This window comes from Rhodanobacter sp. MP7CTX1, assembly GCF_014205795.1.
GTDB lineage: Bacteria > Pseudomonadota > Gammaproteobacteria > Xanthomonadales > Rhodanobacteraceae > Rhodanobacter.
Genome location: NZ_JACHCN010000013.1, coordinates 98275 through 122865 on the forward strand (window position 1 = coordinate 98275; position 24591 = coordinate 122865).

The window sequence follows — 24591 nt, forward strand, 5'->3', positions numbered from 1 at the left end:
GGACCGCTGTGGGTTGCATGACACGCGGCCCGCTTTCTACAGGGTAATTGCGTGATCCAGCAGACTGAATTTTTCTTCGAGGGTGGCCGCAGCGGTGTGCTGCTGATCCACGGCCTCACCGGCACGCCGACGGAAATGCGGCTGCTCGGCAAGGGGCTGAACCGCGCCGGCTTCACCGTGCACGGCATGCAGCTGGCCGGCCACTGCGGCAACGTCGAGGATCTGCTCGCTACGAGCTGGCAGGACTGGTACGCCAGCGTCGAAAATGCCGCGGACGACTTGCTCGGCAAGGTCGATCATCTATTCGTCGGTGGCTTGTCGATGGGCGCACTGCTGGCACTGAAACTGGCCGCGGATCGGCCGGATCAGATCGCCGGTGTTGGCGTGTATGGCGCCACGTTCCGCTATGACGGCTGGAGCATTCCGTGGGCCGCGCGCCTGTCGTTCCTGCTGCCATGGTTCAAGAAACTCGGCATCGGCCGCAACCGCAGCTTCATGGAACAACCGCCTTACGGCATTCGCGATGAGCGACTTCGCGCGCAGGTCAGCTCGGCGATGCTCGGCGGTGACAGCGCCGCCGCCGGTCTGCCCGGCAACCCCTGGTATTCGCTGGCCGAGATGTATGGCCTGGCCGCCGAAGTTCGCAGCCAACTATCGCAGGTGACGGCACCGTGCCTGGTCGCGCACGCGAGCGAAGACGATGTCGCAAGCCTGAAGAATGCCGAGCTGGTGATGCGCGAAGTCAGCGCGCCAGCCGAGCTGCTTTTGCTCAAAGACAGCTACCACATGATCACTATCGACAAGGAACGCCGTACGCTGATCGAGCGGTCGGCCGCGTTCTTCGACAGCATTGCGGCCGCCGACACCATGCAGCGCGTCGCCGCCTGATGACACCGGCAACGGGTTCCATCTCGACCCTGGTCGCCGGCCTGTGGCTGTTCAACATAGTGCTCGACACCGGTGGCCAGCTCGCCTTCAAGGCAGCTGCCGGCGATGAAGAAGCCGGCGACGGCCTGGCGCGCTGGAAGCACATGGCCTCGCGTCCATGGCTGTGGCTTGGCATCAGCTGCTATGTCATCGAATTCCTGGTGTGGATCGCGTTTCTGTCGCTGATCCCGCTATCCGAAGGCGTGCTGCTGGGCTCGATCAATATCGTCGCCATCATGGTCGCCGGCCGTTTCCTGTTTGGCGAAAAACTGACCCGGCTACGGGTCGCCGGCATCCTGCTGGTGACGCTCGGCGTGGTGATCGTGGGAGTCGGCGGATGAAACGCTTCTATCTGATCGGCTTCCTGCTGCTGATGACGTTCGACACGCTGGCGCAGATCAGCTTCAAGTACGCCGGCACACATGCGTTGCCGGTCGCGGCAAGTCTTGCATGGGTGCTGCGCGTGTTCGGTCAGCCCTGGATTTACGGTGCCGTGGTGGGTTACGTCGGGGCATTCTTTACCTGGATGAGCCTGCTCAAGCACGCACCCATCGGCCCCGCTTTCGCCGCTTCGCATCTGGAAGTGGTGTCGGTAATGCTGTTGTCGGTGTGGCTGTTCAACGAGCATCTGAACCTGGCCCGCGTGCTGGGCGCGATCGCGATCATCGCAGGCATCATCTGCCTGGGCCTGGCTGAAAGCCGCGAGCACCCGGCCGAAGTCGAACCCGAGCCGGCGCAAGCCTGAGCCATCACGGTACGCTGCGCGCATGCTTCCACGTCGCCACCAGGAACTGCCACCAACCGCTGGCCTGCCGTTACGGCTGAGTGATCTGCGTCCCGGCCCGGCGACGCTGGCTGCTGACATCGCGGCGCAGCTGGGCGTGTCAACATTGCAACTGGAATGCTCAGGCACCGCCTGTCTGCTGATCACGCTGACCGCACTGCGCACCTTGCAGCCGCAGCGCCGTCGCGTCGTAGTGCCTGCCTACACTTGCCCCTTGGTTGCGATCGCGGTGCAGCAGGCCGGGCTGGAGCTGCAACTATGCGATCTGCGTGCAGGCCACTATGACTTGGATCCGGCTGCACTACGCGCAGCCTGCGACGAACGTACGCTGGCAATCATTCCCACTCATCTCGCCGGTCGCGTCGCCGACGTTACCGACGCCTTGGCGGTTGCAAACAACGTCGGCGCCTATGTGGTGGAAGACGCCGCACAGGCTCTTGGTGCACGTTGTGATGGCGTCAGTGTCGGCTTGCTCGGCGACATCGGTTTTTTCAGCCTGGCAGCGGGCAAGGGGCTGTCGATCTATGAAGGCGGTCTGCTGCTCGCGCGTGACCCTTCGCTGCGCGAACTGCTCGCACAGACCGCTGCGCGCATCATGCCGACGAGTGCATGGATGGAGTGCCGCCGCAGCATGGAGTTGATTGGATACGCCGCACTGTATCGACCCGGCGGGTTGCGGCTGGCTTATGGCAACCCCTTGCGCAATGCACTGCGCCACGGCGACCCGGTCGCCGCCGTCGGTGATGATTTCCCTTTGACGATCCCACTGCATCGGGTCGGTCGCTGGCGACAAAGTGTCGGCGCGCACGCGGCAGCGCGCCTGCCGGAGTTTCTCGATCAGCTGTCAGCGCAAGCGCAGCGTCGATTGCCGCGACTGCGTGCGATCGATGGCATCAAGGTGCTCGATGATTCGCCAGGCGCACAGGGCACCTGGCCCTTCCTGCTGCTGCTGTTGCCCAACCAGCAACGCCGCGATGCCGCGCTCGAACAGCTGTGGCAATCGGGCATGGGAGTCAGTCGCCTGTTCATCGACGCCCTGCCCGACTACGCCTATCTCGGCGAGATCGTGCCCGCGCAGGATGTGCCGAACGCGCGTGATTTTGCCGCGCGCAGCATGACCATCAGCAACAGCCCGTGGCTGGATGACGAGGACTTCGAGACGATCTGCCGCACGCTGGAAGCCGTGCTGGCCTGAGCGCGTGGCTTTCCTGTGGGAGCGACTTCAGTCGCGATGGTACGAGAAGCCCTGGTAGTGCAATCGCGACTGAAGTCGCTCCCACAAGAGCATCGCGCACAGGGTGCGCTCCTACACCAGTGCGGAGTCAACCGGATTTCGTCGCAATCGCCTCCAGCAATTGCAGGTTCAGCGCATGCTGCTGCGCCTGCCAGCCGGCCAGTTGTGCCGAATCAATCTCGGGCTGCTCATCCATCGCGGACAGCCGGCGTTTCCACCAGCTTTGATAGCGGTACTGCGATACCTCACCATTGATATCGCTACCGACCAGCCCGTTGCGCAGACTGCCGATCAACGCCAATGCATGCCCGGTCAGCAGACGTCCCTGATCCCAGTTGGTATGTGCCACCTCGGGCGAGAACGCATCCTTGTCAATCGACAGGTAGCTCGGCGCGGTCTGCGTACGTTGCGATTCAACAAACGCGTCCACCAACGCCTCAGGCGTGTCAAAGCCACGAAATGCGCGCGCCAGGCCGAGATGATTCGCCCAGCCGGTGTCCACGCCCATCGACCAGTAGGTCAGCTTTTTGCGCAGCAGCGGGGTCAGGTAGTTTTCCCAGGCATGACCTGCGCCGATGTCGGCCGAAGTGATGCCGAGCACATGCACCTGACTGACCATCGGCAGCATCGCCACACGGCGCACCCATGAACCGCAATGCACACCAAACGGGAAGCGCATGTTGTCCGGGTGATTGTCCAGCACCACCACCTGGAACGGTGTGCGCGGTCGCAGGCGTGCGATCAGCGGCCAGCTCAGATGATGGAAATCGCCGCTGCCCATGAACACCGTGCCGTACTGCGCGGGCAGCAGCTCATCCAGCATCGTGCTGAAACGCCGCATCGTCGCCAGCGAACACCCGAAGCGGATGGATTCCTGCCAATGCTCCAACGGCAATACCAACCGATCAGGCAGCGGTCCGACCGAACGGTCGATGTCGAGCACGACCGGTCGGTTCGCAAGGTCATTCATCGGGTGCTCTCCGCCACGGCTTCACCTGCTTCACGATTTATGACCTGCACTGTCTTCCAGCTGCGTTGCCTGCCAGCTGCGGTCGCTTTCGAAATGACCGCCGAGGCGGCGCAACAGCGCGCGCAGCAGCGGGTTGCGTGCATATACCGCATGGCGGGTGAACGTCATGCGTGCGCCGAGGAAGGATTTCACTTCGGGATCCGTCCAGCCAGCCACGTAATGGGTCAGCGCCCGCTGCCGCGCGTAATCCAGGTTGTGCATCCAGCTGACGAAATAAAGGTTGTGCTCGCGTGCCTGCGGGTAGGCGAAGCCGACGTATTTGTCGATCAGCTTGCCGCCATGTTCGTAGCAGAGATTCCAGCCGATCATCTGCCCTGCGTGACGATAGACGAATACCACGCCGCCGCTGTCGGCATCCTGCAACAAGGCGCGGAAAAACGCCGCACTCAGCTGATCGAAGTGGACTTCACTTTGCGCATACACGTTGTCGAACAACGCCTGAAACTGCGCCAGTGTGGCCGCGTCGTTGAAGCGCGCTTCGCCCGTGCGCACCGCTTCGATCTCCAGATCGGCGCGCGAGCGCAGCTTGCGCCGGATATTCTTCCGTCGCCCGGACGACAGCCTTCCCAGATACTCATCGTCTGACCCGAAATCAATCGGCAGCCACGCCAGCGCCTGTCCTTCCAGCAGCACATAGCCCTGCGCTTCGCAGGCATCGGCGAACGCGCGCGCATAAGTGTTTTCGGCGTCACTGAGCAACGGCGAATCCTGCGCGATGTCCTTGACGATCAGCAACTTGCATTCCCGCCCATAGGCGGCCTTCAGCCCTTGTGCCAGCTCAACGGGTGACACCGCGCGCGGCAAGGGCGCATATTCGGACACGGTTGTACCGGCGAAGCGCGTACGCCATTGCAACAGACGCCCCCACCAGCGGTACAGCGGAAACCGGGTGATCCGTCGCCGCAGCGTATCATCCGCCGTGGTCAGCAGATTGAACGGCGCCAGAAAGCAGGGCATGCCCTGCGGTGACTCGTCCACCGCGAATCCCAGCGGTGGATGAGCCGTGAAGGCCTCGAGCAGGGCATCCGGTTCCAATTGGGCAATGAAAGACATGGGTAAGCAAGTTCGCCTAGACTGATTCATACGTAACATTGTCGCGCGCAGCCAGGAACCGACCCGTCATGACCGATACGACCCAGCAACAAGTCTTCGACATCATCGCCAAGCAGGCCAAGCTCGACGTGGCCACGATCAAGCCGGAGTCCACGTTGAAGGACCTCGGTATCGAATCGCTGGAAGCGATCGAAGTGATCTTCGACATTGAGGAACACTTCAACATTACCTTCCCTGACCAGCAAGGTGCCAATTTCGACACCGACACGACGCAGAGCCTGGTCGATGCGGTGCAGAAAGCGCTGGACGAAAAAGCTGCTGCAGGCGAAGGATCGAAGTAATGCCTACGGTTCCACAGATGCGCCGGGTCGTGATCACCGGCATGGGCGCGATCAGCCCGCTTGGCGTTGGCGCCGAGGCGCTGTGGCAAGGGTTGCGCGAAGGTCGCAGCGCAATCGGTCCATTGCGCCATCCCGATGCCCACCGCCTGCGCGTGAAAGTTGCCGCCCAGGTGCCGGACAGTTTCGATCCGGCCGCAAATATCGAAGAACGCACCCTGATCATGCTCGATCGCACCTCCGAATTCGCGCTGCATGCGGCACGTGAGGCGATCACGCAATCCGGGCTGGACTTCAGCCAGAACGAACTCGGCGTGCGCACGGCGGTGGTGGTCGGCACCGGCGTCGGTGGCGAACATACCCAGGATGAACAGAGCAAGCGGCTGTACGGGGAGAATTCCCCGCGCGCGCACCCGCTGACCATCGTGCGGGTGATGACTAACGCGTCGGCCAGCCAGATCAGCATTGCCTATGGCCTGCGTGGACCGACCTTTGCGGTCGCCAGCGCCTGCGCCTCGGCAAACCACGCCATCATCCAGGCAGCGCAGCTGATCCGCTACGGCATGGCGGATGTCGCCGTTACCGGCGGCACCGAAGCCTGTCTGACCTATGGCGCCTTGCGCGCGTGGGAAGCCATGCGTGTACTGGCTGACGATACCTGTCGCCCGTTCAGCATCAACCGTCGCGGTCTGGTACTCGGCGAAGGTGCCGGCATCTTCGTGCTGGAACTGCTGGAACATGCGCAGGCGCGCGGCGCCGTAATCCTGGCCGAAGTGGCCGGCGTCGGCATGACCGCGGACGCCACCGACATCGTGATGCCCAACGCGACCGGTGCGGCTGCCGCGATGAGTCAGGCGATGGCCGATGCTGGCCTGTCGCCGGAGGACGTCGACTACATCAATGCCCACGGCACTGGTACGCAGGCCAACGATTCGACCGAGACCCGGGCGATCCGCCTCGCGTTCGGGACACACGCCGATCGCCTCGCCGTGTCGTCGACCAAGTCGATGCACGGTCATGCGCTGGGCGCTTCCGGCGCGCTGGAACTGGTCGCCGTGGTCGGCGCGCTGCGTGACAGTGCGGTGCCACCCACCGCGAATCTGGACGAGGTAGACCCGGCTTGCGATCTGGATTACGTGCCGAATGTCGGCCGGGATATGCCGGTGCGTGCGGCGCTGAGCAACTCGTTCGCGTTCGGTGGACTCAACGCGGTACTCGCTCTCAAACGCGCGCCCTGAATCTCGCTCCGAACGGGGCCGCTCCAACCACACGCGCTCCAAATAGAAGAACCCGGCGGTAAACCGCCGGGTTCCTTTTGCGCATGGCCGACGCGCGGCCGACATTACGCCTTCTTGGCTTTGGTCAGCAACTGATCAAGCAGCGAAATCGCAAGGTCGATTTCCTCATGGGTGATGTCCAGTGACGGCGCGAACGTGATCACGTTCTTGTACCAGCCGCCCACGTCCAGCACGAGGCCGATCTTCTTGCCGTTGTGCTCGAGGTCGCCGGCCAGGCCGATGTCGACCATCTTGTCGAGCAGCGCCTTGTTCGGCGTGAAGCCGTCCTCGGTGCAGATCTCGGCGCGCAGCGCCAGACCCAGCCCGTCGACGTCGCCGATTTCCTTGTGGCGCTTCTGCAGATCGCGCAGACCTTCGAGGAAATGCGCACCCTTCTTCGGCACCGTGGTCTCGTAGTCCAGCTCGTAACCCATCTTGATCACTTCCAGACCCAGCGCGGTGCCGAGCGGGTTGGAGTTGAACGTGGAATGGGTCGAGCCCGGCGGGAACACGGTCGGGTTGATCAGCTCTTCGCGCGCCCACAGACCGGACAGCGGATTCAGGCCATTGGTCAGCGCCTTGCCGAACACCAGCACGTCCGGCGTCACGCCAAAATGCTCGATCGACCACAGCTTGCCGGTGCGCCAGAAGCCCATCTGGATTTCATCGACCACCATCAGGATGCCGTACTTGTCGAGCACCTTCTTCAGGTCCTTGAAGAAGTTCATCGGCGGAATCACGTAGCCGCCGGTGCCCTGGATCGGCTCGACGTAGAACGCAGCGTATTCAGCCTGCTGCACTTTCGGATCCCACACACCGTTGTATTCGGTCTCGAACAGACGCTCGAACTGGCGCACGCAGGCGTCGGAATATTCTTCCGGCGTCATGCCCTTCGGGCGACGGAACGGATACGGGAACGGGATGAACATCGCGCGCTCGCCGAAGTGGCCGAAGCGACGACGGTAGCGATAGCTCGAGGTGATCGCCGAGGCGCCCAGGGTACGGCCGTGGTAGCCACCCTCAAACGCGAACATCAGGCTCTTGCCGTTGCTGGCATTGCGCACGATCTTCAGCGAATCCTCGATCGCCTGCGCACCGCCCACGTTGAAATGCACGCGGCCGTCCAGACCGAATTTCTTCTTCGCATCCTGCGCCACCGTCTTGGCCAGCTCGATGCGGGTCTGGTGCAGGTACTGGCTGGCCACCTGCGGCAGCCGGTCGATCTGCTCTTTCAGCACATTGTTGAGGCGCTGGTTGCCGTAGCCGAAATTGACCGCCGAGTACCACATCTGCAGGTCGAGGAACGGCACGCCGGCCGTGTCGAACATGTAGCTGCCTTGACCGTGGCGGAAGATCTTCGGTGGATCCACGTAATGCACGGTGTCGCCGAACGAGCTGTACTTCGCCTCGTCGGCAAGCAGCTGCGCGTCGTCGATGAAGCCGGGCGCGTTCTTGTCGATTTTCATGGGGAATGATCCGGAGTGATTCAGGAGTATTTGTTCAATGCAGGACGATCATGCCGGCTGGATGCAGCCGGCACGATCAAATACAGACTCATCAAACCAGCGCAGGCACCGCCGCGTGGTGATGATGGTGGGCATGGCTGGCGAGACTACCGTCGAGCAGCATCGGCAGGAACTCGAGCGCATCCTCGAAGCCGGTGATCGGCACATAGTCGATGCCGGCAGCGCGGCAATGTTCGATCAGGCGATGCTTGGCGAACACGAAATCGACGCGATCGGCGGCACAGAAATCCGACGCGCCATCGCCGATCAGCAAGGTCTTGGCGCCGGTCTGGCTGGCCTGTGCCACGCAGGCACACTTGCAGGTACCGCTGCGGCAACCGTCAGCCTGGAACGGCGAGGTCAACTGCCACTGCTTCGGCGGCTCGGCGGGTGCAAGATGGTTCGCAGCCAACGGCAAGTCGTCCAGGCCATAGCGGCCGAGAATTTTGTGGATCGCATAGTCGAGCCCGTCGCTGACCACGCGAATCGGCACGTTCAGTTCACGCGCCTTCGCCACGAAGCCCGGAAACGCATGATCGATCCACAACCCGGCCAGATGGGTGTCGAGCTCAGCACGGGTCATCTGCAGCAGGCCGACCTGCCCGGTCATGCATTCGCGCGAACCAATGCGGCCGGCGCGCCAATCCTGCTCCAGCACTTCCCAGCCGGAGCGGCCAAAACGGTCGAGCAGGGAGTCGATAACGTCTTCGACGGAAATCGTGCCGTCAAAATCACAAAGGATGGTCCAGCCAGATACAGACATCGGAATCACTCTTGTAACGATGCCTTACAGGGTAGGAAAACTGCCTTTCGGCGCCCTTTCCCTTTTCCTAACGCAGGCTGAGCGAAAAGCTGCAATATCGCGCCAAAGCTAGCTCCAGAGCCAACGGGGTGAGACAGCAACCGGTTGGCAGAGTTCCCTGCAGGACAACAAGCTCAACGATCGTCCCGTGTCCAGATCACCCCATCTTCCTCGCGCACCGGAAAGCTCGCGATCGGCTCATAGGCCGGCGGACGAGTCACGGCCCCGTCACGCAGGTCGAAGCGTGCACCATGCCTCGGGCATTCCACTTCAAAGCCATGCACATCGCCGCCGGCCAGCTCACCACCGTCATGCGTGCACACGTCCTCGATCGCATACAGCGCGCCGTCGATGTTGTACACCGCGATCGAGGTGTCGCCGTCCCAAACCACCCTGAATTCGCCCGGCAGCAATTCGCTGCGCGTGCCGACTTTCACCCAGCCGTTCATGTCGGCTGCCCGGGGATCATGAGCCGGCTCCCAGATCCTTGATCAGCACTTCGAAGCGCAAATCATCACGGCGGGGAATGCCGAAGCGCTCGTCGCCATACGGAAATGGCTGATACTCGCCGCTGCGCCGATACCCGCGGCGCTCGTACCAGGCGATCAGCTCGGAGCGCTGCTCGATCACTGTCATGCGCATCGCACGGCAATGCCACTGTTCGCGTGCAAGTCGTTCCGCCTCGGCCAACACCGCCTTGCCGAGGCCACCGCCCTGTTGATCGGGGTCCACGGCAAACATGCCGAAATAACCGGACTCGCCTTGCTGCTCCACGTGGGCGCTGGCGATCAACTGCCCGTCCCTTTCGGCAAGCAGCACGCAGCTGCCGGGGCGGTCCACCAATTCGCCGACGGCCGGCTCGTCAGTGCGACGGCCGTCCAGCAACTCCGATTCGGTCGTCCAGCCACGCCGGCCCGAATCACCGCGATAGGCCGACTCGACCAGGGCCACGATGGCGGGAACGTCAGCGGTCCCGGCCGCACGAAAAATGAGAGAGAGAGGCTTATTCATCTGCCGATGATAATGCCCGTGCAGCTTGCTCACCACGACCTTCAGCAGATATACGGCCGCCGCACGACCGTGACCTTCGACACTGTTTGCCACATGACTTCCTGCCTACGGTTCAGGATCGTCATGCCCGGCATCGGGTCATCCGGCTCACCAACGCGCACCGAGGGGAAATCCATGAAGCACCGCATCGTGAAACCGCTGGCCTTTGCCGTCGGTCTCGCCCTGTTCACCAACGCAATCGCCGCGCCCTCCGCCGTTTTCGACGTGAAGGAGCTCGATGGCAAGATCAACGCGTGCACCGACTTCAACGGCTTCGTCAATGCGCAATGGGTGGCCAAGAACCCGATTCCCGCCGATCGCACGCGCTGGGGTTCGTTCGATGCGTTGCGCGAAGCGAGCCTGAACGTACAGCACAAGATCGTCGACGATGCCGCCAGCAACGCCGCCAAGGCAGCCCCTGGTTCGATCGAGCAGAAGATCGGCTATCTGTATGCCTCCGGCATGGACGAGGCCGCCGTCAATCGCGCCGGCTTCGATCCGATCAAGCCGAAATTGGCACACATCGATGGTTTGAAGAGCAGCGCCGACGTCGTCAGCTACGTTCGTGACAGCTACGCGCAGGGAGAACCGGTGCTGTTCCGTTTCTCCGGCAACGCCGACTTCAAAGACTCCAACCAGGAGATCGCCTACGCCAACCAGGGCGGCCTCGGCCTGCCGACTGCCGACTACTACAGCAAGCCGGATTACGAGAAAATCCGCGCTGCCTACGTGGCGCATATCGCCAAGCTGCTCCAGCTCACCGGGGTCAGCGCTGCCGATGCACAACAACAGGCCACCGCGGTGTTGGCGTTCGAGACCCGTCTGGCGGCCGCCTCGCTGGTGCCGGTGGAAATGCGCAAGCCGGAGAATCGCTACCACTTTGTGAGCATTGCGGACGCCGACAAGGTGACGCCGAGCTTCGAGTGGGCGGCGTTCTTCAAGGCTCAGGGAGCCGACGTGAAAGATGGCTTCTCGCTGTCACAGCCGAAGTTCTTCGCCGAGGTTCAGAAGATGCTCGGCGACGTGCCGGTCGCGCAATGGCAGGCGTATTTCCGCTATCACGCGATCGCCAATGCGGCACCCTACCTGTCCGCGCCATTCCAGCAGGAGGACTTCGCGTTCGAGGAGCAAACCCTCAACGGCCAGAAGGAAATGGAACCGCGCTGGAAGCGTGTACTGAGCACCACCAACGACGGCATGGGCATGGCGCTGGGCCAGTTGTACGTGGCCCACAATTTTTCGCCGGCCTCCAAGGAGCGTGCCCAGGAACTGGTCAACAACCTGCGTGCGGCCTACAAGACGCGCATCGAGAACCTGCCCTGGATGAGCGATGCGACCAAGCAGAAGGCGCTCGAGAAATGGGCCACCTTCGTACCGAAGATCGGTTACCCGGACAAGTGGCGCGAGTGGTCGGGCCTCACGCTGACCCCGGACAACTACTACGCGAACGTGCAGGCTGCGGACAAGTTCAACTACGACTATCACATCGGCAAGATCGGCAAGCCGGTCGACCGCACCGAGTGGGGCATGACTCCGCAGACGGTGAACGCCTATTACAACGCACAACAGAACGAGATCGTGTTTCCCGCCGCGATTCTGCAGCCGCCGTTCTTCGATGCGAAGGCCGATGACGGAATCAACTACGGTGGTATCGGCGCGGTGATCGGACACGAGATGGGCCATGGCTATGACGACCAGGGCAGCAAGTTCGACGCCCAGGGCAACAACATCAACTGGTGGACCGACGCTGACCGCCAGGCGTTCGAGGCGCGTACCGCCAAGCTCGCCGCGCAGTTCGACAGCTATGAGCCGCTGCCTGGCAAGCACGTCAACGGCCAGCTGACCATGGGTGAGAACATCGGCGATCTCGGTGGTTTGAACGCCTCGTATACCGCGCTGCAGATGGCACTGCTGAAAAATCCAGCCGAAGCGAAGAAAAAGATCGACGGCTATACCGAGGATCAACGCTTCTTCCTCAACTGGGCGCGCGTGTGGCGCGGCAACATTCGTCCGCAAGCACAGATCACCCTACTCAACACCGATCCGCACGCCCCAGCACAGTTCCGTGCGATCGGTGCGCCCTCGAACATGCCCGAGTTTGCCATGGCATTCCAATGCAAGCCGGGCGATGCGATGGTGCGCTCACCGGAAACGCAGGTGAAGATCTGGTAGGTCGGCACGACCGGCGTTCACAAAACCACCGCTCCCCGGTTGTGGTTTTTCATGCATGATGACCGGTGGCAACAGCAGGCAGGTGACACGCGTCACCTGCCTGGGCCGGAACCCACTCATGTGAAACGGAGACAACATGCAAAGCGCAGCGCGATTGCCCGATGAAGTGACCGGCGCCGCGTCGCCGATCGTGCGGGTCTCCGGCCTCGGCAAAACCTACGCCTCCGGGCATGTGGCGCTCAAGCACATCGACCTGGATATCCGTCGCGGCGAAATCCTGGCCCTGCTGGGCCCGAACGGCGCCGGCAAGACCACGCTGATCAGCATCATCTGCGGCATCGTCAAGCCGACCAGCGGCACCGTGCTGGCCGATGGTCACGACATCGTGCGCGACTACCGCGCCGCACGCGCGAAGATCGGCCTGGTTCCACAGGAGCTGTCCACTGACGCGTTCGAAACAGTGTGGGCCACGGTGACATTCAGCCGCGGCCTGTTTGGCAAGCCGGCGAATCCGGCGCACATCGAAAAAGTGCTGCGCGATCTGTCGCTATGGGACAAGAAGGACAGCAAGATCATGGCGCTGTCCGGCGGCATGAAACGCCGCGTACTGATCGCCAAGGCGCTCGCGCACGAGCCACAGATCTTGTTCCTGGACGAACCGACCGCCGGTGTCGACGTGGAGCTGCGCCATGACATGTGGCAGATGGTGCGCGGCCTGCGCGACAACGGCGTCACCATCATTTTGACCACGCACTACATCGAGGAGGCCGAGGACATGGCCGACCGCATCGGCGTGATCAGCAACGGCGAATTGATCCTCGTCGAAGACAAAGCCGTACTGATGCGTAAGCTCGGAAAAAAACAGCTGACCCTGCAACTGCAGAACCCGCTGCAACAGATACCCATCGAACTTGAGGCCCTGCCGCTGGAGCTGACCAACGACGGCCATGCGCTGGTCTACACCTTCGACACACAGGGCGAGCAGACGGGCATCGCGCCATTGCTGCGGCGACTGGGCGAACTCGGCATCGACTTCAAGGACCTGCATTCGAGCGAGAGTTCGCTGGAGGAGATTTTTGTGAGCCTGGTGCATTCCAACGGCAAGCTGCCTTCCGACAAGGGACCGCGCGCATGAACGTCTACGCGATCCGCGCGATTTACCGCTTCGAGATGGCACGCACGTTCCGCACGTTGATGCAGAGCATCGCCTCACCGGTGCTGTCCACCTCACTCTACTTCGTGGTGTTCGGCACGGCGATCGGCTCGCGCATGGGCCACATTGGCGGCGTCAGCTACGGCGCCTTCATCATCCCCGGGCTGATCATGCTGTCCCTGCTCAACGAAAGCATCTCGAACGCCTCGTTCGGCATCTATCTGCCGAAGTGGTCGGGAACGATCTACGAGCTGCTGTCCGCGCCGGTGTCGTACGTCGAGGTGGTGCTTGGCTACGTCGGCGCGGCCACCACCAAGTCGGTGATGCTGGGCGTACTGATCCTGGCCACCGCACGACTGTTCGTGCCCTACGAGATCGCGCACCCCGTGTGGATGGCCGCCTTCCTGTTGCTCACGGCGGTCACCTTCAGCCTGTTCGGTTTCATCATCGGCCTATGGGCGGACGACTTCCAGAAACTGCAGGTGATCCCGCTGATGGTCGTCACGCCGCTGACCTTTCTCGGTGGCGCGTTCTACTCGATCAACATGTTGCCGCCGCTGTGGCAGAAGATCACTCTATTCAATCCGGTGGTCTACCTCATCAGTGGATTCCGCTGGAGCTTCTACGGTGTAGCCGACGTCAACATGGCAGTCAGCCTCGGCATGACACTGGCGTTCATGGCGCTGTGCCTCGCCGTAGTGTGGTGGATTTTTCGCACTGGCTACAAGCTGCGCACCTGAGATATCCGGACCAGATACAGACGACAAAACATCCCGAGGCGAGCTGACTCATGCACGCATGTCCATCGATGTTTGCGAAGGCGCCGATCGGTCGCCAGCGACATGCCGCCAATCAGCGGCTGGAGCGGCATTGCCATGACAGCGCTTTCGCCACCGTCGTGCTTGGCGGCGGCTACCTCGAAGCGGGTGACGAGGGACGCCGCACCATCGGGGCAGGCGACGTGCTGATCCATCGGGCCTACGAGTCCCACCTCGACTGCTTCTCGCGCTGTGGCGCGCACGTGCTGATCCTTCCTGTGACGAACGCTGCCACGCTGCCGGTGTTCGGCCAGATCGTTGATCCGGATCAACTGGCGCGCATCGCAAGGCGCTCGCCACAGGACGCCTGGGCGGCACTGGTCGACGGCCTGCTGGCGGGCGACCGTCGGCACCAGGATTGGCCGGACCTTCTTGCCGAACAGCTTCGCTGCCAGCCTGCGCTGTCGCTACGTCAGTGGGCAGAAGAGACCGGGCTGCGTGCTGAAACGGTGAGCCGCGGCTTTCAACTCGCCTATGGCAGTTCACCGAAGGCGTTCCGGGCCAATGCGCGCGCACGCGCCGCGCTCGATCATATCCGGGACACTCCCCTGCCGCTTGCCGATATCGCTGCGAATCTGGGCTTTGCCGACCAGGCGCACATGAGTCGGGCAGTCACTGGATTGACCGGCCGAATACCTCGCGCATGGCGGGCGAAGACCGCGCCCGTTGCGGCAAACTTGATTCGTCGCTGAGCATTGGCGGCCTGCCAGAAAGTGTCAACTGGATTCAAGACAGCCGACATGCAGCTCATCTAACCTCGACGCCATCATGAGGGATCCGCCAGAATCGAATGGCGCTCCACGCATGAGCCTGGAATCATCTGCCCAAAACCGACACGGAGCACGCATGCGCAAGACCTATCTGGCCATCGTCCTGGCTGCGCTCGTCGCGCAGCCACCCGCTCACGCCGCCACTCAGATTGCCGATATTCTCGCGGCCAATCAGGTCGCCACTGGTGGCTCCGCATGGAAAGGCAAGCTCACGCTGCAAAGCGACTATGCCTACTCAGGACAGGGACTCACGGGTACGACATCATCGCTGGCGGACCTTGAGCACGGCGCGTTTGTCGACAGCTACTCGATCGGACCGACCCGCGGTGCCAGCGGTTTCGACGGCACCCATGCATGGGAAAAGGAGCAGTCCGGCACCGTTACCACTCAGGAGGGTGGCGACGTTCGACAGCTGGCCGTCAATGAGGTTTATCGCGACCAGAATTCGTGGTGGCACGCGGATCACGGCGGCGCACAGATCAGCAGCGCCGGCCAGAAGAATGACGACGGCAAGACATACGACGTACTGACCGTCGTGCCCAAGGAAGGCAACACGTTCGATGCCTGGTTTGACACCCGCACGCACCTGCTGGCGCGTACCGTAGAAATGCAGGCCACGCAAAAGATCACCACGTTCTACACCGACTATGCGGTCACCGATGGTGTGCAGATCGCCCACAAGCTGGTGATCGACGATGGCAGTGGTGTCGCGAACCGGCAGACGATGACGCTGACTTCCGCGCACTTCCTGCCCGCACGCGAAGTATCGAGCTATGCAAAGCCCGCAAGCCAACTGCACGACTACACACTGACTGGCGGCGTTACTGAAACCACCGTGCCGTTCCAGCTGATCAACAACCATATCTACGCCAAAGTATCGATCAATGGCAGCAAGCCCCTGAACTTCATTTTCGACACCGGCGGCCACGATATCCTGACACCCCCAACGGCGAAACTGCTGGGCGTGAAGCCAGTGGGCAGCCAGACTGCAGCGGGTGCGGGCGATAGCGTGGCGCAGAGCGGCGTGGCGACGGTCGACGCGATCAAGGTCGGTGCGGCCACGCTCACTGAACAGTCGGTCAGCGTGCTGCAGTTCTCGAATGCCGCCGAAGGCATCGACGAGCAGGGCATGATCGGCTACGAATTCTTTGCCCGCTTCATCACGCGCTTCGATTACGGCAAGCACCAGATTACGTTTATCGACAAGCAGCACTTCGATCCGAAGGATGCCGGCACGCCGGTGCGGTTTCGGTTCTACCATCAGTTTCCCGAAGTCCTCGGCTCATACGAGGGCATTGCAGGTCGCTTTGGCATCGACACTGGCGCGCGCACTGCGCTGTCGCTGACGCGCCCGTTTGCCGAGAAGAACCAACTGCGCGATCACGAGACGAACGGCATCGAGGCGTTGACCGGCTGGGGTGTTGGCGGCCCTACCCGCGGCTTCGTGTTCCGCGGCAAGGACCTGAAACTTGATGGCCTGACGATCGCTTCCCCGCTAACCGAATTCAGCATCGACAAGGGCGGCGCTGGTGGTGTCGATGCGTTTCCCAACAACGTCGGCGGCGGTGTGCTCAAGCGCTTCGTCGTCACGCTCGACTACGACCACCAGCTGATGTACCTGAAACCAATCCAGGGCAAGGTCGACGACCTCGATACCTTCGACCGTTCCGGCATGTGGATCAACGGGGACAAGCAGGGCTTCAAGATCGTCGACGTGGGCAAAGGCACGCCCGCTGACGTCGCGGGGCTACGTGCGGGCGATGTCATCACTGCGGTAGACGGCAAGCCGGTGAGCGCGATTCATCTCTACGATTTGCGCAAGCGCCTGCGAAACGATGCGGTGGGGACCACGATGACGATGTCGGTAGCGCGCGATGGCGCCACGCGAACGGCGAAGCTTACGCTGCGTGACTTGCTCGGATAGTCGGCAACCGGCGATCTGTCAGCGCGGAGGCCACGCGAAAGCCACGCCATGAAATGGTGAGGCTTCCCTCAAGGGAGTCTCGCCTCACGGGTGTCTCGCAACGCAGCCGATCGCTAGTCATTCCTGCGAAGGCAGGAATGACTAGCGGGGGGTTGCAGGCTACTCGAGGTGCGCGCTCAAGTTGTGTGGGCCCTACCCGCCTCATAGGTTTTCAAATGCGCGTAAACCACTGCCAGCAGCGAGCAGTCATCGCGCAGTTGGCTGGCCCGAGCCAGCATGTCTCCGATCACGTGGTCCGCTTCAATCGCATAGCCATGCTGCAGGTCGCGCATCATTGACGCCGTGAGGCTCGAGCCGGTCTCGGTCAGCACGCTGCGCGCACGTTGCAGAGTCGCCTCGGCCAGCGCGTGACCGGATCGCTCCGCTACCGCCCTGCACTCCTCCAGCAGACGCAGTGTCACGGCCGTACCGCCGGGTGCGGCAACGATATCGCCGATCGGCGCGCGCATCAGGCAGGTGATGCCGGCCAGCGACGCCAGAAAAACCCATTTGTCCCACATGTCCTGCAGGATCGTGTCGCTGGGGCGCGCATCAAAACCGGCATCTTTCAGGCACTGAGTGATCCTGTGCATGCGCTCGGACGACGCGCCGTCGCGTTCGCCAAACGTGAGGCTGTGCGCCTGATTGAGATGCTGCACGACGCCTTGGGCATCCAACGTGGCGGCGATCACGCACTGCCCCCCGAGCACGTGATCCGCGCCGAATCGGGCATCCAGAAGGTCCAGATGTCGCATGCCATTGAGCAGCGGCAGGATCGTGGTTTGCAGGCCGACGGCTGGTGCGATATCGGCCATGACCTGTTCAAGACTGTAGGCCTTGCAGCTGAGCAACACGAGGTCGTACGGCTCGTGCAGGTCACTCGCCAGCACGGTTGGCGGCGCCGGCAAGGTCACGTCACCTGTCGAACTGCGTATCGCCAGACCCGTGCGTGCCAAAGCGGCCGCGCGCCCCTCCCGCAGCAGAAACGTCACATCGCGTCCGTGCTCCAGCAAACGTCCGCCGAAATACCCGCCAACCGCGCCCGCACCGACCACCAGAATACGCATGACTCAATCTCCTGCCGTTGCGCTGCCTGGCGACCCGAGCATGCGCGTGATCCGCGCATCCTTGTCAGCCCACAACGCGTTCACCCAAGTCTGAAAGCGCTCGCGAAACGCGGCGTCGCCTTCGTAATCACCACGCAGCTGATCGTTGATCGGCAGCTCGCGCACGTGCACGCGGATATCGCGGATACGCCCAGCGATCAGATCCATCATCGTGTGGGGGCCGTTGGGATAGACAATGCTGACGTCCAGGATGGCATGCAGCGCATCGCCCATGGCATTCAGCACAAACGCCACGCCACCAGCCTTGGGCCGCAATAAATGGCGATACGGCGATGACTGCGAATCGTGCTTGACCGGCGTGAAGCGTGTGCCTTCGACGAAGTTCATCACCGAGACCGGCATGTGGCGAAATTTTTCGCAGGCGCGACGGGTCGCCTCCATGTCCTTGCCCTGCAATTCCGGATGGGCGGCCAGGGTTTCCTTCGAATAGCGCTTCATGAAGGGAAAATCCAGCGCCCACCATGCTGGCCCCAGCAGCGGCACCCAGATCAGCTGGCTCTTGAGGAAGAAGCGCAAGAAAGGAATCCGCCGATTGAAGATCTTCTGCAGCACGGGAATATCCACCCAGCTCTGGTGATTGCACAGCACCAGATAATTGCCGTCGGTGTGCAGATCAGAAAGGCCATCCAGCTGCCAGCGCGTGCGGGTAAACCACTCGAACATCAGGCTGTTGAATGCGATCCAGCTTTCCGCAATAAGAATCAGCGCATGCGAACATGCCAGCCGGATCGCACGGATCGGCACCACCACTTTGACCAACGTGAGCGCAAACAACGGCAACACATGCAGCACGAGATTGATCGCGAGCAACAACATCACAAACGGTAGGCGGATCAGGCCAGGGAGCGTGGCAAACATGGGAGTCTGTCGTGTGGGTGGTTTATGCAGAGTAACGCCCCACCGGCAACAGCGGAAACCTGCCTGTTTCCGCCGCCCATGGGATGCGAAGTGATCCAGCCTTACATCAGCAACTTGCGTACCTTGAGCAGGGCCACGATGAAGGCGTCGACTTCCTCACGCGTGTTGTAGAACGCCAACGAGGCGCGCAGCGTGGCAGGCACTTCGTAGAACTGCATCAGCGGATGTGCACAATGGTGGCCGGAGCGCACGGCAATGCCTTGCAGATCGAGCAAGGTAGCCATGTCTGTAGCCTGGGCGCCGTCGAGCAGGAACGAGATTACCGGCTCCTTCTCCTTTGCCTCGCCGAAGATCCGCACACCGGGAATCTCGCGCAGCCGTTCGGTGGCGTAACCGAGCAACTGCTGCTCCCACGCGTGGATCGCCTCGAAGCCCACCGACTGGTAATAATCGATCGCTGCACCCAAGCCCACGAAGCCGGCGATATTTGGCGTGCCCGCCTCGAACTTGTGCGGTGGCGCGGCGAACGTCGTACCGCTGAAGCGAACTTCACGAATCATCTCGCCACCACCGAAGAACGGCGGCATCGCCTCAAGGTGTTCGCGCCTGGCCCACAACGCGCCGGTGCCAGTAGGCGCCAGCATCTTGTGCCCGGTGAACGCGTAGAAATCACAGCCCAGCGCCTGGACGTCGACCGGCCGATGCGGCACCGCCTGCGAACCATCGACCAGCAACGGGATGCCCCGCTTTTTGCATTCGCGCGCGATCTCGCGCACCGGGTTCACCGTGCCCAGCACGTTGGAAACATGGGTGACGCAGGCCAGCTTTACTTCCGGCGTCAGCATGGCGACGAACTCCTCAACGATCAACTCGCCGCGCTGGTTGATCGGTGCAGCCTTGACCGTGGCGCCGCTGCGCGCGGCGACCAGCTGCCACGGCACGATGTTCGCGTGGTGCTCCATCACCGTAGTGAGTATCGCGTCGCCAGGCTTCAACCGCGGCAACGCATAACTGTACGCGACCAGGTTGATCGATTGGGTCGTGCCCGAGGTGAGGATCAATTCGTTGCGCGACGACGCATTGATGAAACGCGAAAGTTTGTCTCGCGCGCCCTCATACGCCGCAGTAGCTTCCTCGCCAAGCTGATGCACCGCGCGCGACACATTCGCGTTGTGTTCCCGGTAGTGCGCATTCATCGCTTCGATGACCGACACCGGCTTCTGGCTGGTATTCGCGTTGTCGAAATACACCAGCGGTTTGCCATGCACCGTGCGCGACAGCAACGGGAAATCCTCGCGAATGCGCTGGATGTCGAAGACCGTTGCGGGGATGGCTGTGGCGTTCATTAATGGGACTCCTGGTTTGCTCCCTCCCCTGCTCGCAGAGAAGGTTTGGGGTGGGGTAGCCCTTCCAGCAAGAGCCATACCCCTTCCAACCAACCTCCCTCTGCAAGCAGGGGGAGGAGAAAAGATCACATGGGCAAATGCGCGATCAACAAAGTGGATAGATGTTCGCGCAACGTTTCGTCCGGTAGATCATCCAGCACCGCTCGGCAGAACGCCGTGGTCAAAAGTGCACGCGCCTCGGCTTGCGGAATGCCACGCGAGCGCAGATAAAACAGCGAGCGCTCGTCCAGTTGGCCGACCGTGGCGCCATGCGCAGCCTTCACCTCGTCGGCGTAGATCTCCAGTTCCGGCTTGGTGTCGATCTCGGCGCTGGGCGACAGCAGCAGATTCTTGTTGCTGAGGCTGGCATCACTGCCGTCAGCCCCGGGCGCTACGACGATGGCCCCTCGGAACACGCCGCGGGCGCGGTCATTGGCAACACCACGCCAGTTCGACGAAGACGTGGTGTTCAGCGCCTGATGGCGGATCGCCAATTGCGTATCGATATGCTGGCGACCGTGCGGCATGAAAACACCGCGCGTATCCAGCTGCGCACCATCACCCAGCAGTTCGGCCTGCAAGTCGTGACGTACCAGCGCACCACCGAGCTCCAGGACATGTAGCGTGGCGCGCGCGCGCGCGTGCAGGCGCAGGCTGCTGCGACGAACCAGGCTCGCGCCGATGGCGGCGTTCTGCAGCAGCGTATGATGCAGGCGCGCACCCTGATGCAATTCGATATCGCTGACCAACGTTGCCAGATGAGCCTGCTCGCCGCTAGCCACATGCTGCTCGATCAGGGTGAGCTCGGCACCCTCGGCCAGCTCGATCACGTTGCGCGCATGCCAGGCGAGCGCCGCTTCGGCCGCCGCGCCGACGAACACCAGTTGCACCGGCGCCGTGATCTTCGCATTGGCGGCGACGCGCAGTACCACACCATCGTGGGCATTGGCCGCATTGATCCGCGCAAACGCATCGCCGGTCTCGCGGTAATGTCTCGACAAGGCGAAGCGCAGCGGCTCCGTGTCGCCATGCAACGCCTGCGACAGCGGTTGCAGAGTAAGGCCGGCGGGCAAGCTGTCGAGCATTGATAGATCGGCGCGAAACACACCGTTGACGAAAACCAGCCTGGGCCCGTCGACGCCGGGCAAAATGAGTGAGGCCGCGTCCACGACGCGCGTTTGCGCCTGGTCATCGCCATTGGCAAAGCTGCGCTGGCCGAGCGCACGCAGTGCGGTGTACTTCCATGCTTCCACGCGTGTGTCGGGCAGACCAGCGCTGGCAAATGCTTCGCGATTTTCAAGCCGGGCCGTATCCAGCCACGCAATACCGCTGCCCGGCAGTGGCGCATCCAGCAGTGACTCAACCAACGGCAGCGGTGCCGACTGGCTCATGCCGGGGCTCCCTCGCCGATGCCGACGTAACCGTGTTCTTCCAGTTTCAGCGCCAGCGACTTGTCGCCGCTTTCGACAATGCGACCATCGGCCAGCACATGCACGAAGTCCGGCACGACGTAGTCGAGCAGACGTTGGTAATGGGTGATCATCAGAAATGCGCGTTCCGGCGAACGCAATGCATTGACACCCTGCGCAACCTGCTTCAGGGCGTCGATATCCAGCCCCGAATCAGTCTCGTCAAGGATCGCCAGCTGCGGCTCGAGCACGGCCATCTGGAAAATCTCATTGCGCTTCTTCTCACCACCGGAAAAGCCTTCGTTGACGGCGCGGTGCAGCAGCTCGTCGGAGATCTGCATCACCTTCAGCTTCTCGCGTACGAGCTTGAGGAAATGCATCGAGTCGAGCTCCTTCTCGCCGCGCGCCTTGCGTTGCGCATTAAAGGCCGCACGCAGGAAATAGGTGTTGTTGACGCCGGGTATTTCCACCGGGTACTGGAACGCGAGAAACACGCCGGCTGCGGCACGCGCTTCGGGTTCGAGCGCCAGCAGGTCGATGCCGTTATAGGTCACCGAGCCCGCGGTCACTTCATAACCTTCGCGACCTGACAGCACGTTGCCCAGCGTCGACTTGCCGGCGCCGTTCGGTCCCATGATCGCGTGTACCTCACCCGCATTCACGGTAAGGCTGAGCCCCTTGAGGATTTCCCTGCCCTCGACACGCGCGTGCAGGTTTTCGATTTTCAGCATGGTTTCAACTCAACACAATCTGTAGGAGCGCACCTTGTGCGCGATGGGGTTTGCCGCCAGATGAATCGCGCACAGGGTGCGCTCCACCATCAGCCGACGGCGCCTTCCAGCGAAACCTCAAGCAGCTTCTTAGCCTCTACCGCGAACTCCATCGGCAGCTCTCGGAACACCTGCTTGCAGAAGCCGTCGACGATCATCGACACGGCATCTTCGGTGCTGATGCCACGCGAGCGGCAGTAGAACATCTGGTCGTCGGAGATCTTCGAGGTGGTCGCTTCGTGCTCGACGATCGCGGTCGGATTTTTCACCTCCATGTACGGGAACGTGTGCGCGCCGCACTTTTTTCCGATCAACAAACTGTCGCACTGGGTGTAGTTGCGCGCGCCTTCGGCACCTTTCTCCATCTTGACCAGACCACGGTAGGTATTGGAACTGAGCCCGGCACTGATGCCCTTGGATACGATCTTCGACTTGGTGTACTTGCCGAGATGGATCATCTTGGTGCCGGTGTCGGCTTGCTGGTGATGATGGGTAAGCGCGACCGAATAGAACTCGCCGACCGAACGATCGCCGCGCAGCACCACGCTGGGATATTTCCAGGTGACCGCCGAGCCGGTTTCGACCTGGGTCCAGGAAATCTTCGAGTCGTCGCCGCGGCAATCGCCACGCTTGGTGACGAAGTTGTAGATGCCACCAACACCGTTCTCGTCGCCGGGATACCAATTTTGCACAGTGGAATATTTGATCTGCGCGCGCTCCAGCGCGACCAGCTCGACCACGGCCGCATGCAGCTGGTTTTCGTCGCGTTTCGGTGCCGTGCAGCCTTCCAGATAGGAAACGTGACTGCCCTCTTCGGCAACGATCAGTGTGCGCTCGAACTGACCGGTGTTCTGCGCGTTGATGCGGAAATAGGTGGACAGTTCCATCGGGCAGCGCACCCCTTTCGGGATGAACACGAAGCTGCCGTCGGAGAACACAGCCGAGTTCAGCGCAGCGAAGAAATTGTCGCCCGTCGGCACCACGCTGCCCAGGTATTTCTGCACCAGCTCGGGGTATTCGCGGATCGCCTCGCTCATCGAGCAGAACAGTACGCCGGCGGCGGCCAGCTCCTTGCGAAACGTCGTACCGACCGAGACCGAATCGAACACTGCATCCACTGCCACGCCGGCCAGGCGGGCGCGTTCGTGCAGCGGTACGCCCAGCTTCTCGTAAGTGGCCAGCAAGGCCGGATCGACTTCATCCAACGACTTCAGACCGGCCTTGGGCGCGGCGTAGTAACTGATCGCCTGATAGTCGATCGGATCGATCTTCAGCTTGGCCCAGTCCGGCGTCGGCATGGTGAGCCAATGGCGATAGGCGTCCAGTCGCCACTCGGTCATCCACTCCGGCTCCTGCTTGATCGCGGACAGCTGGCGAATGGTGTCTTCGCTCAGGCCGGGTGGCAGGCTGGTCATCTCGATGTCGGTCACGAAGCCGGCCGCATAACCGCGGCCAAGCGCCTCGGCAACCTCGGCGTTGTCGCGCAGTGCGGTAGCGGTGCTGCTTTCGCGGGTCATGGTGTCATTCATTCGGTGGTGGCCTCGCCGCCCTTGAGTGTCACGGCGATGGGTTTGATCGGTGCCGGCCTGACTGTTGCTGGCCGTGACGGCGGCGGCTTGAGCATGTCAGCGAGGCTCACGGCACGCAGTGTGTGGTCGAGCACACTGTTGATCTGCTGCCAGCTACCACGCACGCCGCATTGCGATTCGCGATCGCATTGACCTTCGGCCACGCTGCATTCGGTCATGCTGATCGGTCCTTCCAGCGCCTCGACGATTTCCGCGAGCGAAATGTCGGTCGCTGGCCGGGCCAGTCGGTAGCCGCCATTGACGCCACGGAACGACTCGACCAGCGCAGCATGACCAAGCGCCTTCAGCAGCTTGCTCACGGTAGGCAATTCCAACCGCGTCTCGTCGGCGATCTGCACCGTGCTGAGCACGTTGTCCGGGTGCGCGGCGATGCAAGTCATCACCACGGTCGCGTAATCGGTAAGTCGGCTGACTCGGAGCATGGGGACGCTCAGGCCTGAGGAACTTGAATCGGGACTAAAATGGTACTGATTCGGCGCAGCGCGGTCAATGCCGGAATGGTTTGCACCGCTACGGAGCAATGCTTTGCGACATTTGCCCGCATGCAGTGCATGCATCCAAGTGAGTCCAAGCAAGT

24 protein-coding genes are annotated in these 24591 nt (G+C 62.1%); 11 read left to right on the plus strand and 13 right to left on the minus strand.

Annotated elements, in window-relative coordinates; translation table 11 throughout:
* The first annotated feature begins 51 nt into the window (after positions 1-51).
* Genes HDE77_RS15440 through HDE77_RS15455 form a run of 4 tightly spaced genes read left to right on the plus strand, consistent with a single transcriptional unit; the run spans position 52 to position 2906 of the window.
* A complete protein-coding gene (locus HDE77_RS15440) occupies positions 52-888 on the plus strand; it encodes an alpha/beta fold hydrolase (protein WP_184418706.1) in 837 nt (278 codons plus the stop codon).
* Positions 888-1268, plus strand: coding sequence for an EamA family transporter (locus HDE77_RS15445; RefSeq protein ID WP_184418708.1), 381 nt, complete (start codon positions 888-890; stop codon positions 1266-1268). The genes HDE77_RS15440 and HDE77_RS15445 overlap by 1 nt, the downstream gene beginning before the upstream one ends.
* Positions 1265-1672, plus strand: coding sequence for an EamA family transporter (locus HDE77_RS15450; protein ID WP_184418710.1), 408 nt, complete (start codon positions 1265-1267; stop codon positions 1670-1672). The genes HDE77_RS15445 and HDE77_RS15450 overlap by 4 nt, the downstream gene beginning before the upstream one ends.
* 22 nt (positions 1673-1694) lie before the next feature.
* Entirely contained in the window at positions 1695-2906 is a 1212-nt protein-coding gene (locus HDE77_RS15455) for a DegT/DnrJ/EryC1/StrS family aminotransferase (protein ID WP_184418712.1), read from the plus strand.
* A gap of 127 nt (positions 2907-3033) precedes the next feature.
* Here HDE77_RS15455 and HDE77_RS15460 read toward each other — a convergent pair whose 3' ends face one another.
* Positions 3034-3915: an arginase family protein gene (locus tag HDE77_RS15460; protein WP_184418714.1), complete on the minus strand. Its 882-nt coding sequence runs from the start codon at positions 3913-3915 to the stop codon at positions 3034-3036.
* Positions 3916-3945: 30 nt separating this feature from the next.
* Positions 3946-5028: a GNAT family N-acetyltransferase gene (locus HDE77_RS15465; RefSeq protein WP_184418716.1), complete on the minus strand. Its 1083-nt coding sequence runs from the start codon at positions 5026-5028 to the stop codon at positions 3946-3948.
* Between the two features lie 68 nt (positions 5029-5096).
* Here HDE77_RS15465 and HDE77_RS15470 point away from each other — a divergent pair, with 68 nt between their 5' ends.
* Both HDE77_RS15470 and HDE77_RS15475 read left to right on the plus strand, forming a co-directional pair.
* Entirely contained in the window at positions 5097-5369 is a 273-nt protein-coding gene (locus tag HDE77_RS15470; RefSeq protein ID WP_184418718.1) for a phosphopantetheine-binding protein, read from the plus strand.
* Positions 5369-6604 (plus strand): beta-ketoacyl-[acyl-carrier-protein] synthase family protein, encoded by a 1236-nt coding sequence (locus HDE77_RS15475; protein WP_184418720.1) that lies wholly within the window; start codon positions 5369-5371, stop codon positions 6602-6604. Before HDE77_RS15470 ends, HDE77_RS15475 begins: the two co-directional genes overlap by 1 nt.
* Before the next feature lie 104 nt (positions 6605-6708).
* On the opposite strand, the gene HDE77_RS15480 is transcribed toward HDE77_RS15475, so the two are convergent.
* The 4 genes from HDE77_RS15480 to HDE77_RS15495 form a co-directional block, all read right to left on the minus strand.
* Positions 6709-8109, minus strand: coding sequence for an aminotransferase class III-fold pyridoxal phosphate-dependent enzyme (locus HDE77_RS15480; RefSeq protein ID WP_184418722.1), 1401 nt, complete (start codon positions 8107-8109; stop codon positions 6709-6711).
* A 91-nt stretch (positions 8110-8200) separates the two neighbouring features.
* On the minus strand, positions 8201-8911 hold the full coding sequence (locus HDE77_RS15485; protein ID WP_184418724.1) for an MtnX-like HAD-IB family phosphatase: 711 nt from the start codon (positions 8909-8911) through the stop codon (positions 8201-8203).
* A gap of 173 nt (positions 8912-9084) precedes the next feature.
* Complete coding sequence (locus tag HDE77_RS15490; RefSeq protein WP_184418726.1) at positions 9085-9399, minus strand: non-heme iron oxygenase ferredoxin subunit; 315 nt, start codon at positions 9397-9399, stop codon at positions 9085-9087.
* Between the two features lie 16 nt (positions 9400-9415).
* Positions 9416-9961 (minus strand): GNAT family N-acetyltransferase, encoded by a 546-nt coding sequence (locus HDE77_RS15495; protein ID WP_184418783.1) that lies wholly within the window; start codon positions 9959-9961, stop codon positions 9416-9418.
* Between the two features lie 174 nt (positions 9962-10135).
* Between HDE77_RS15495 and HDE77_RS15500 the strand changes: the two genes are divergently transcribed.
* The 5 genes from HDE77_RS15500 (at position 10136) to HDE77_RS15520 (ending at position 16837) form a co-directional block, all read left to right on the plus strand.
* Positions 10136-12172, plus strand: a complete 2037-nt coding sequence (locus tag HDE77_RS15500) for a M13-type metalloendopeptidase (RefSeq protein ID WP_184418728.1) — start codon at positions 10136-10138, stop codon at positions 12170-12172.
* A gap of 136 nt (positions 12173-12308) precedes the next feature.
* Positions 12309-13307 carry an ABC transporter ATP-binding protein gene (locus HDE77_RS15505; protein WP_184418730.1) on the plus strand — a complete coding sequence of 333 codons (999 nt, stop codon included), beginning with the start codon at positions 12309-12311 and terminating at the stop codon, positions 13305-13307.
* Positions 13304-14065, plus strand: a complete 762-nt coding sequence (locus tag HDE77_RS15510; RefSeq protein WP_184418732.1) for an ABC transporter permease — start codon at positions 13304-13306, stop codon at positions 14063-14065. The genes HDE77_RS15505 and HDE77_RS15510 overlap by 4 nt, the downstream gene beginning before the upstream one ends.
* 50 nt (positions 14066-14115) lie before the next feature.
* Positions 14116-14835, plus strand: a complete 720-nt coding sequence (locus HDE77_RS15515) for an AraC family transcriptional regulator (RefSeq protein WP_184418734.1) — start codon at positions 14116-14118, stop codon at positions 14833-14835.
* 154 nt (positions 14836-14989) lie between these two features.
* Positions 14990-16837 (plus strand): aspartyl protease family protein, encoded by a 1848-nt coding sequence (locus tag HDE77_RS15520; protein ID WP_184418736.1) that lies wholly within the window; start codon positions 14990-14992, stop codon positions 16835-16837.
* A 176-nt stretch (positions 16838-17013) separates the two neighbouring features.
* On the opposite strand, the gene panE is transcribed toward HDE77_RS15520, so the two are convergent.
* The 7 genes from panE to HDE77_RS15555 form a co-directional block, all read right to left on the minus strand.
* Positions 17014-17943 carry a 2-dehydropantoate 2-reductase gene (gene panE, locus HDE77_RS15525; RefSeq protein ID WP_184418738.1) on the minus strand — a complete coding sequence of 310 codons (930 nt, stop codon included), beginning with the start codon at positions 17941-17943 and terminating at the stop codon, positions 17014-17016.
* Between the two features lie 3 nt (positions 17944-17946).
* A complete protein-coding gene (locus HDE77_RS15530; protein ID WP_184418740.1) occupies positions 17947-18861 on the minus strand; it encodes an acyltransferase in 915 nt (304 codons plus the stop codon).
* 101 nt (positions 18862-18962) lie between these two features.
* Positions 18963-20207 (minus strand): cysteine desulfurase, encoded by a 1245-nt coding sequence (locus HDE77_RS15535; RefSeq protein ID WP_184418742.1) that lies wholly within the window; start codon positions 20205-20207, stop codon positions 18963-18965.
* A 125-nt stretch (positions 20208-20332) separates the two neighbouring features.
* The gene (gene sufD, locus HDE77_RS15540) at positions 20333-21637 is read right to left on the minus strand and encodes a Fe-S cluster assembly protein SufD (RefSeq protein ID WP_184418744.1); all 1305 of its coding nucleotides are present in this window, start codon (positions 21635-21637) and stop codon (positions 20333-20335) included.
* The gene (gene sufC / locus HDE77_RS15545; protein ID WP_184418746.1) at positions 21634-22386 is read right to left on the minus strand and encodes a Fe-S cluster assembly ATPase SufC; all 753 of its coding nucleotides are present in this window, start codon (positions 22384-22386) and stop codon (positions 21634-21636) included. The genes sufD and sufC overlap by 4 nt, the downstream gene beginning before the upstream one ends.
* 89 nt (positions 22387-22475) lie before the next feature.
* A complete protein-coding gene (sufB, locus tag HDE77_RS15550; RefSeq protein WP_184418748.1) occupies positions 22476-23942 on the minus strand; it encodes a Fe-S cluster assembly protein SufB in 1467 nt (488 codons plus the stop codon).
* 8 nt (positions 23943-23950) lie between these two features.
* The gene (locus HDE77_RS15555) at positions 23951-24436 is read right to left on the minus strand and encodes an SUF system Fe-S cluster assembly regulator (protein ID WP_184418750.1); all 486 of its coding nucleotides are present in this window, start codon (positions 24434-24436) and stop codon (positions 23951-23953) included.
* Positions 24437-24591: the final 155 nt, after the last annotated feature.

Coding starts and splice junctions, on each gene's coding strand:
- HDE77_RS15445 (WP_184418708.1), top strand. CDS start 888: ATGACACCGGCAACGGGTTCCATCTCGACCCTGGTCGCCGGCCTGTGG.
- HDE77_RS15450 (WP_184418710.1), top strand. CDS start 1,265: ATGAAACGCTTCTATCTGATCGGCTTCCTGCTGCTGATGACGTTCGAC.
- HDE77_RS15455 (WP_184418712.1), top strand. CDS start 1,695: ATGCTTCCACGTCGCCACCAGGAACTGCCACCAACCGCTGGCCTGCCG.
- HDE77_RS15460 (WP_184418714.1), bottom strand. CDS start 3,915: ATGAATGACCTTGCGAACCGACCGGTCGTGCTCGACATCGACCGTTCG.
- HDE77_RS15465 (WP_184418716.1), bottom strand. CDS start 5,028: ATGTCTTTCATTGCCCAATTGGAACCGGATGCCCTGCTCGAGGCCTTC.
- HDE77_RS15470 (WP_184418718.1), top strand. CDS start 5,097: ATGACCGATACGACCCAGCAACAAGTCTTCGACATCATCGCCAAGCAG.
- HDE77_RS15475 (WP_184418720.1), top strand. CDS start 5,369: ATGCCTACGGTTCCACAGATGCGCCGGGTCGTGATCACCGGCATGGGC.
- HDE77_RS15480 (WP_184418722.1), bottom strand. CDS start 8,109: ATGAAAATCGACAAGAACGCGCCCGGCTTCATCGACGACGCGCAGCTG.
- HDE77_RS15485 (WP_184418724.1), bottom strand. CDS start 8,911: ATGTCTGTATCTGGCTGGACCATCCTTTGTGATTTTGACGGCACGATT.
- HDE77_RS15490 (WP_184418726.1), bottom strand. CDS start 9,399: ATGAACGGCTGGGTGAAAGTCGGCACGCGCAGCGAATTGCTGCCGGGC.
- HDE77_RS15495 (WP_184418783.1), bottom strand. CDS start 9,961: ATGAATAAGCCTCTCTCTCTCATTTTTCGTGCGGCCGGGACCGCTGAC.
- HDE77_RS15500 (WP_184418728.1), top strand. CDS start 10,136: ATGAAGCACCGCATCGTGAAACCGCTGGCCTTTGCCGTCGGTCTCGCC.
- HDE77_RS15505 (WP_184418730.1), top strand. CDS start 12,309: ATGCAAAGCGCAGCGCGATTGCCCGATGAAGTGACCGGCGCCGCGTCG.
- HDE77_RS15510 (WP_184418732.1), top strand. CDS start 13,304: ATGAACGTCTACGCGATCCGCGCGATTTACCGCTTCGAGATGGCACGC.
- HDE77_RS15515 (WP_184418734.1), top strand. CDS start 14,116: ATGCACGCATGTCCATCGATGTTTGCGAAGGCGCCGATCGGTCGCCAG.
- HDE77_RS15520 (WP_184418736.1), top strand. CDS start 14,990: ATGCGCAAGACCTATCTGGCCATCGTCCTGGCTGCGCTCGTCGCGCAG.
- panE (WP_184418738.1), bottom strand. CDS start 17,943: ATGCGTATTCTGGTGGTCGGTGCGGGCGCGGTTGGCGGGTATTTCGGC.
- HDE77_RS15530 (WP_184418740.1), bottom strand. CDS start 18,861: ATGTTTGCCACGCTCCCTGGCCTGATCCGCCTACCGTTTGTGATGTTG.
- HDE77_RS15535 (WP_184418742.1), bottom strand. CDS start 20,207: ATGAACGCCACAGCCATCCCCGCAACGGTCTTCGACATCCAGCGCATT.
- sufD (WP_184418744.1), bottom strand. CDS start 21,637: ATGAGCCAGTCGGCACCGCTGCCGTTGGTTGAGTCACTGCTGGATGCG.
- sufC (WP_184418746.1), bottom strand. CDS start 22,386: ATGCTGAAAATCGAAAACCTGCACGCGCGTGTCGAGGGCAGGGAAATC.
- sufB (WP_184418748.1), bottom strand. CDS start 23,942: ATGACCCGCGAAAGCAGCACCGCTACCGCACTGCGCGACAACGCCGAG.
- HDE77_RS15555 (WP_184418750.1), bottom strand. CDS start 24,436: ATGCTCCGAGTCAGCCGACTTACCGATTACGCGACCGTGGTGATGACT.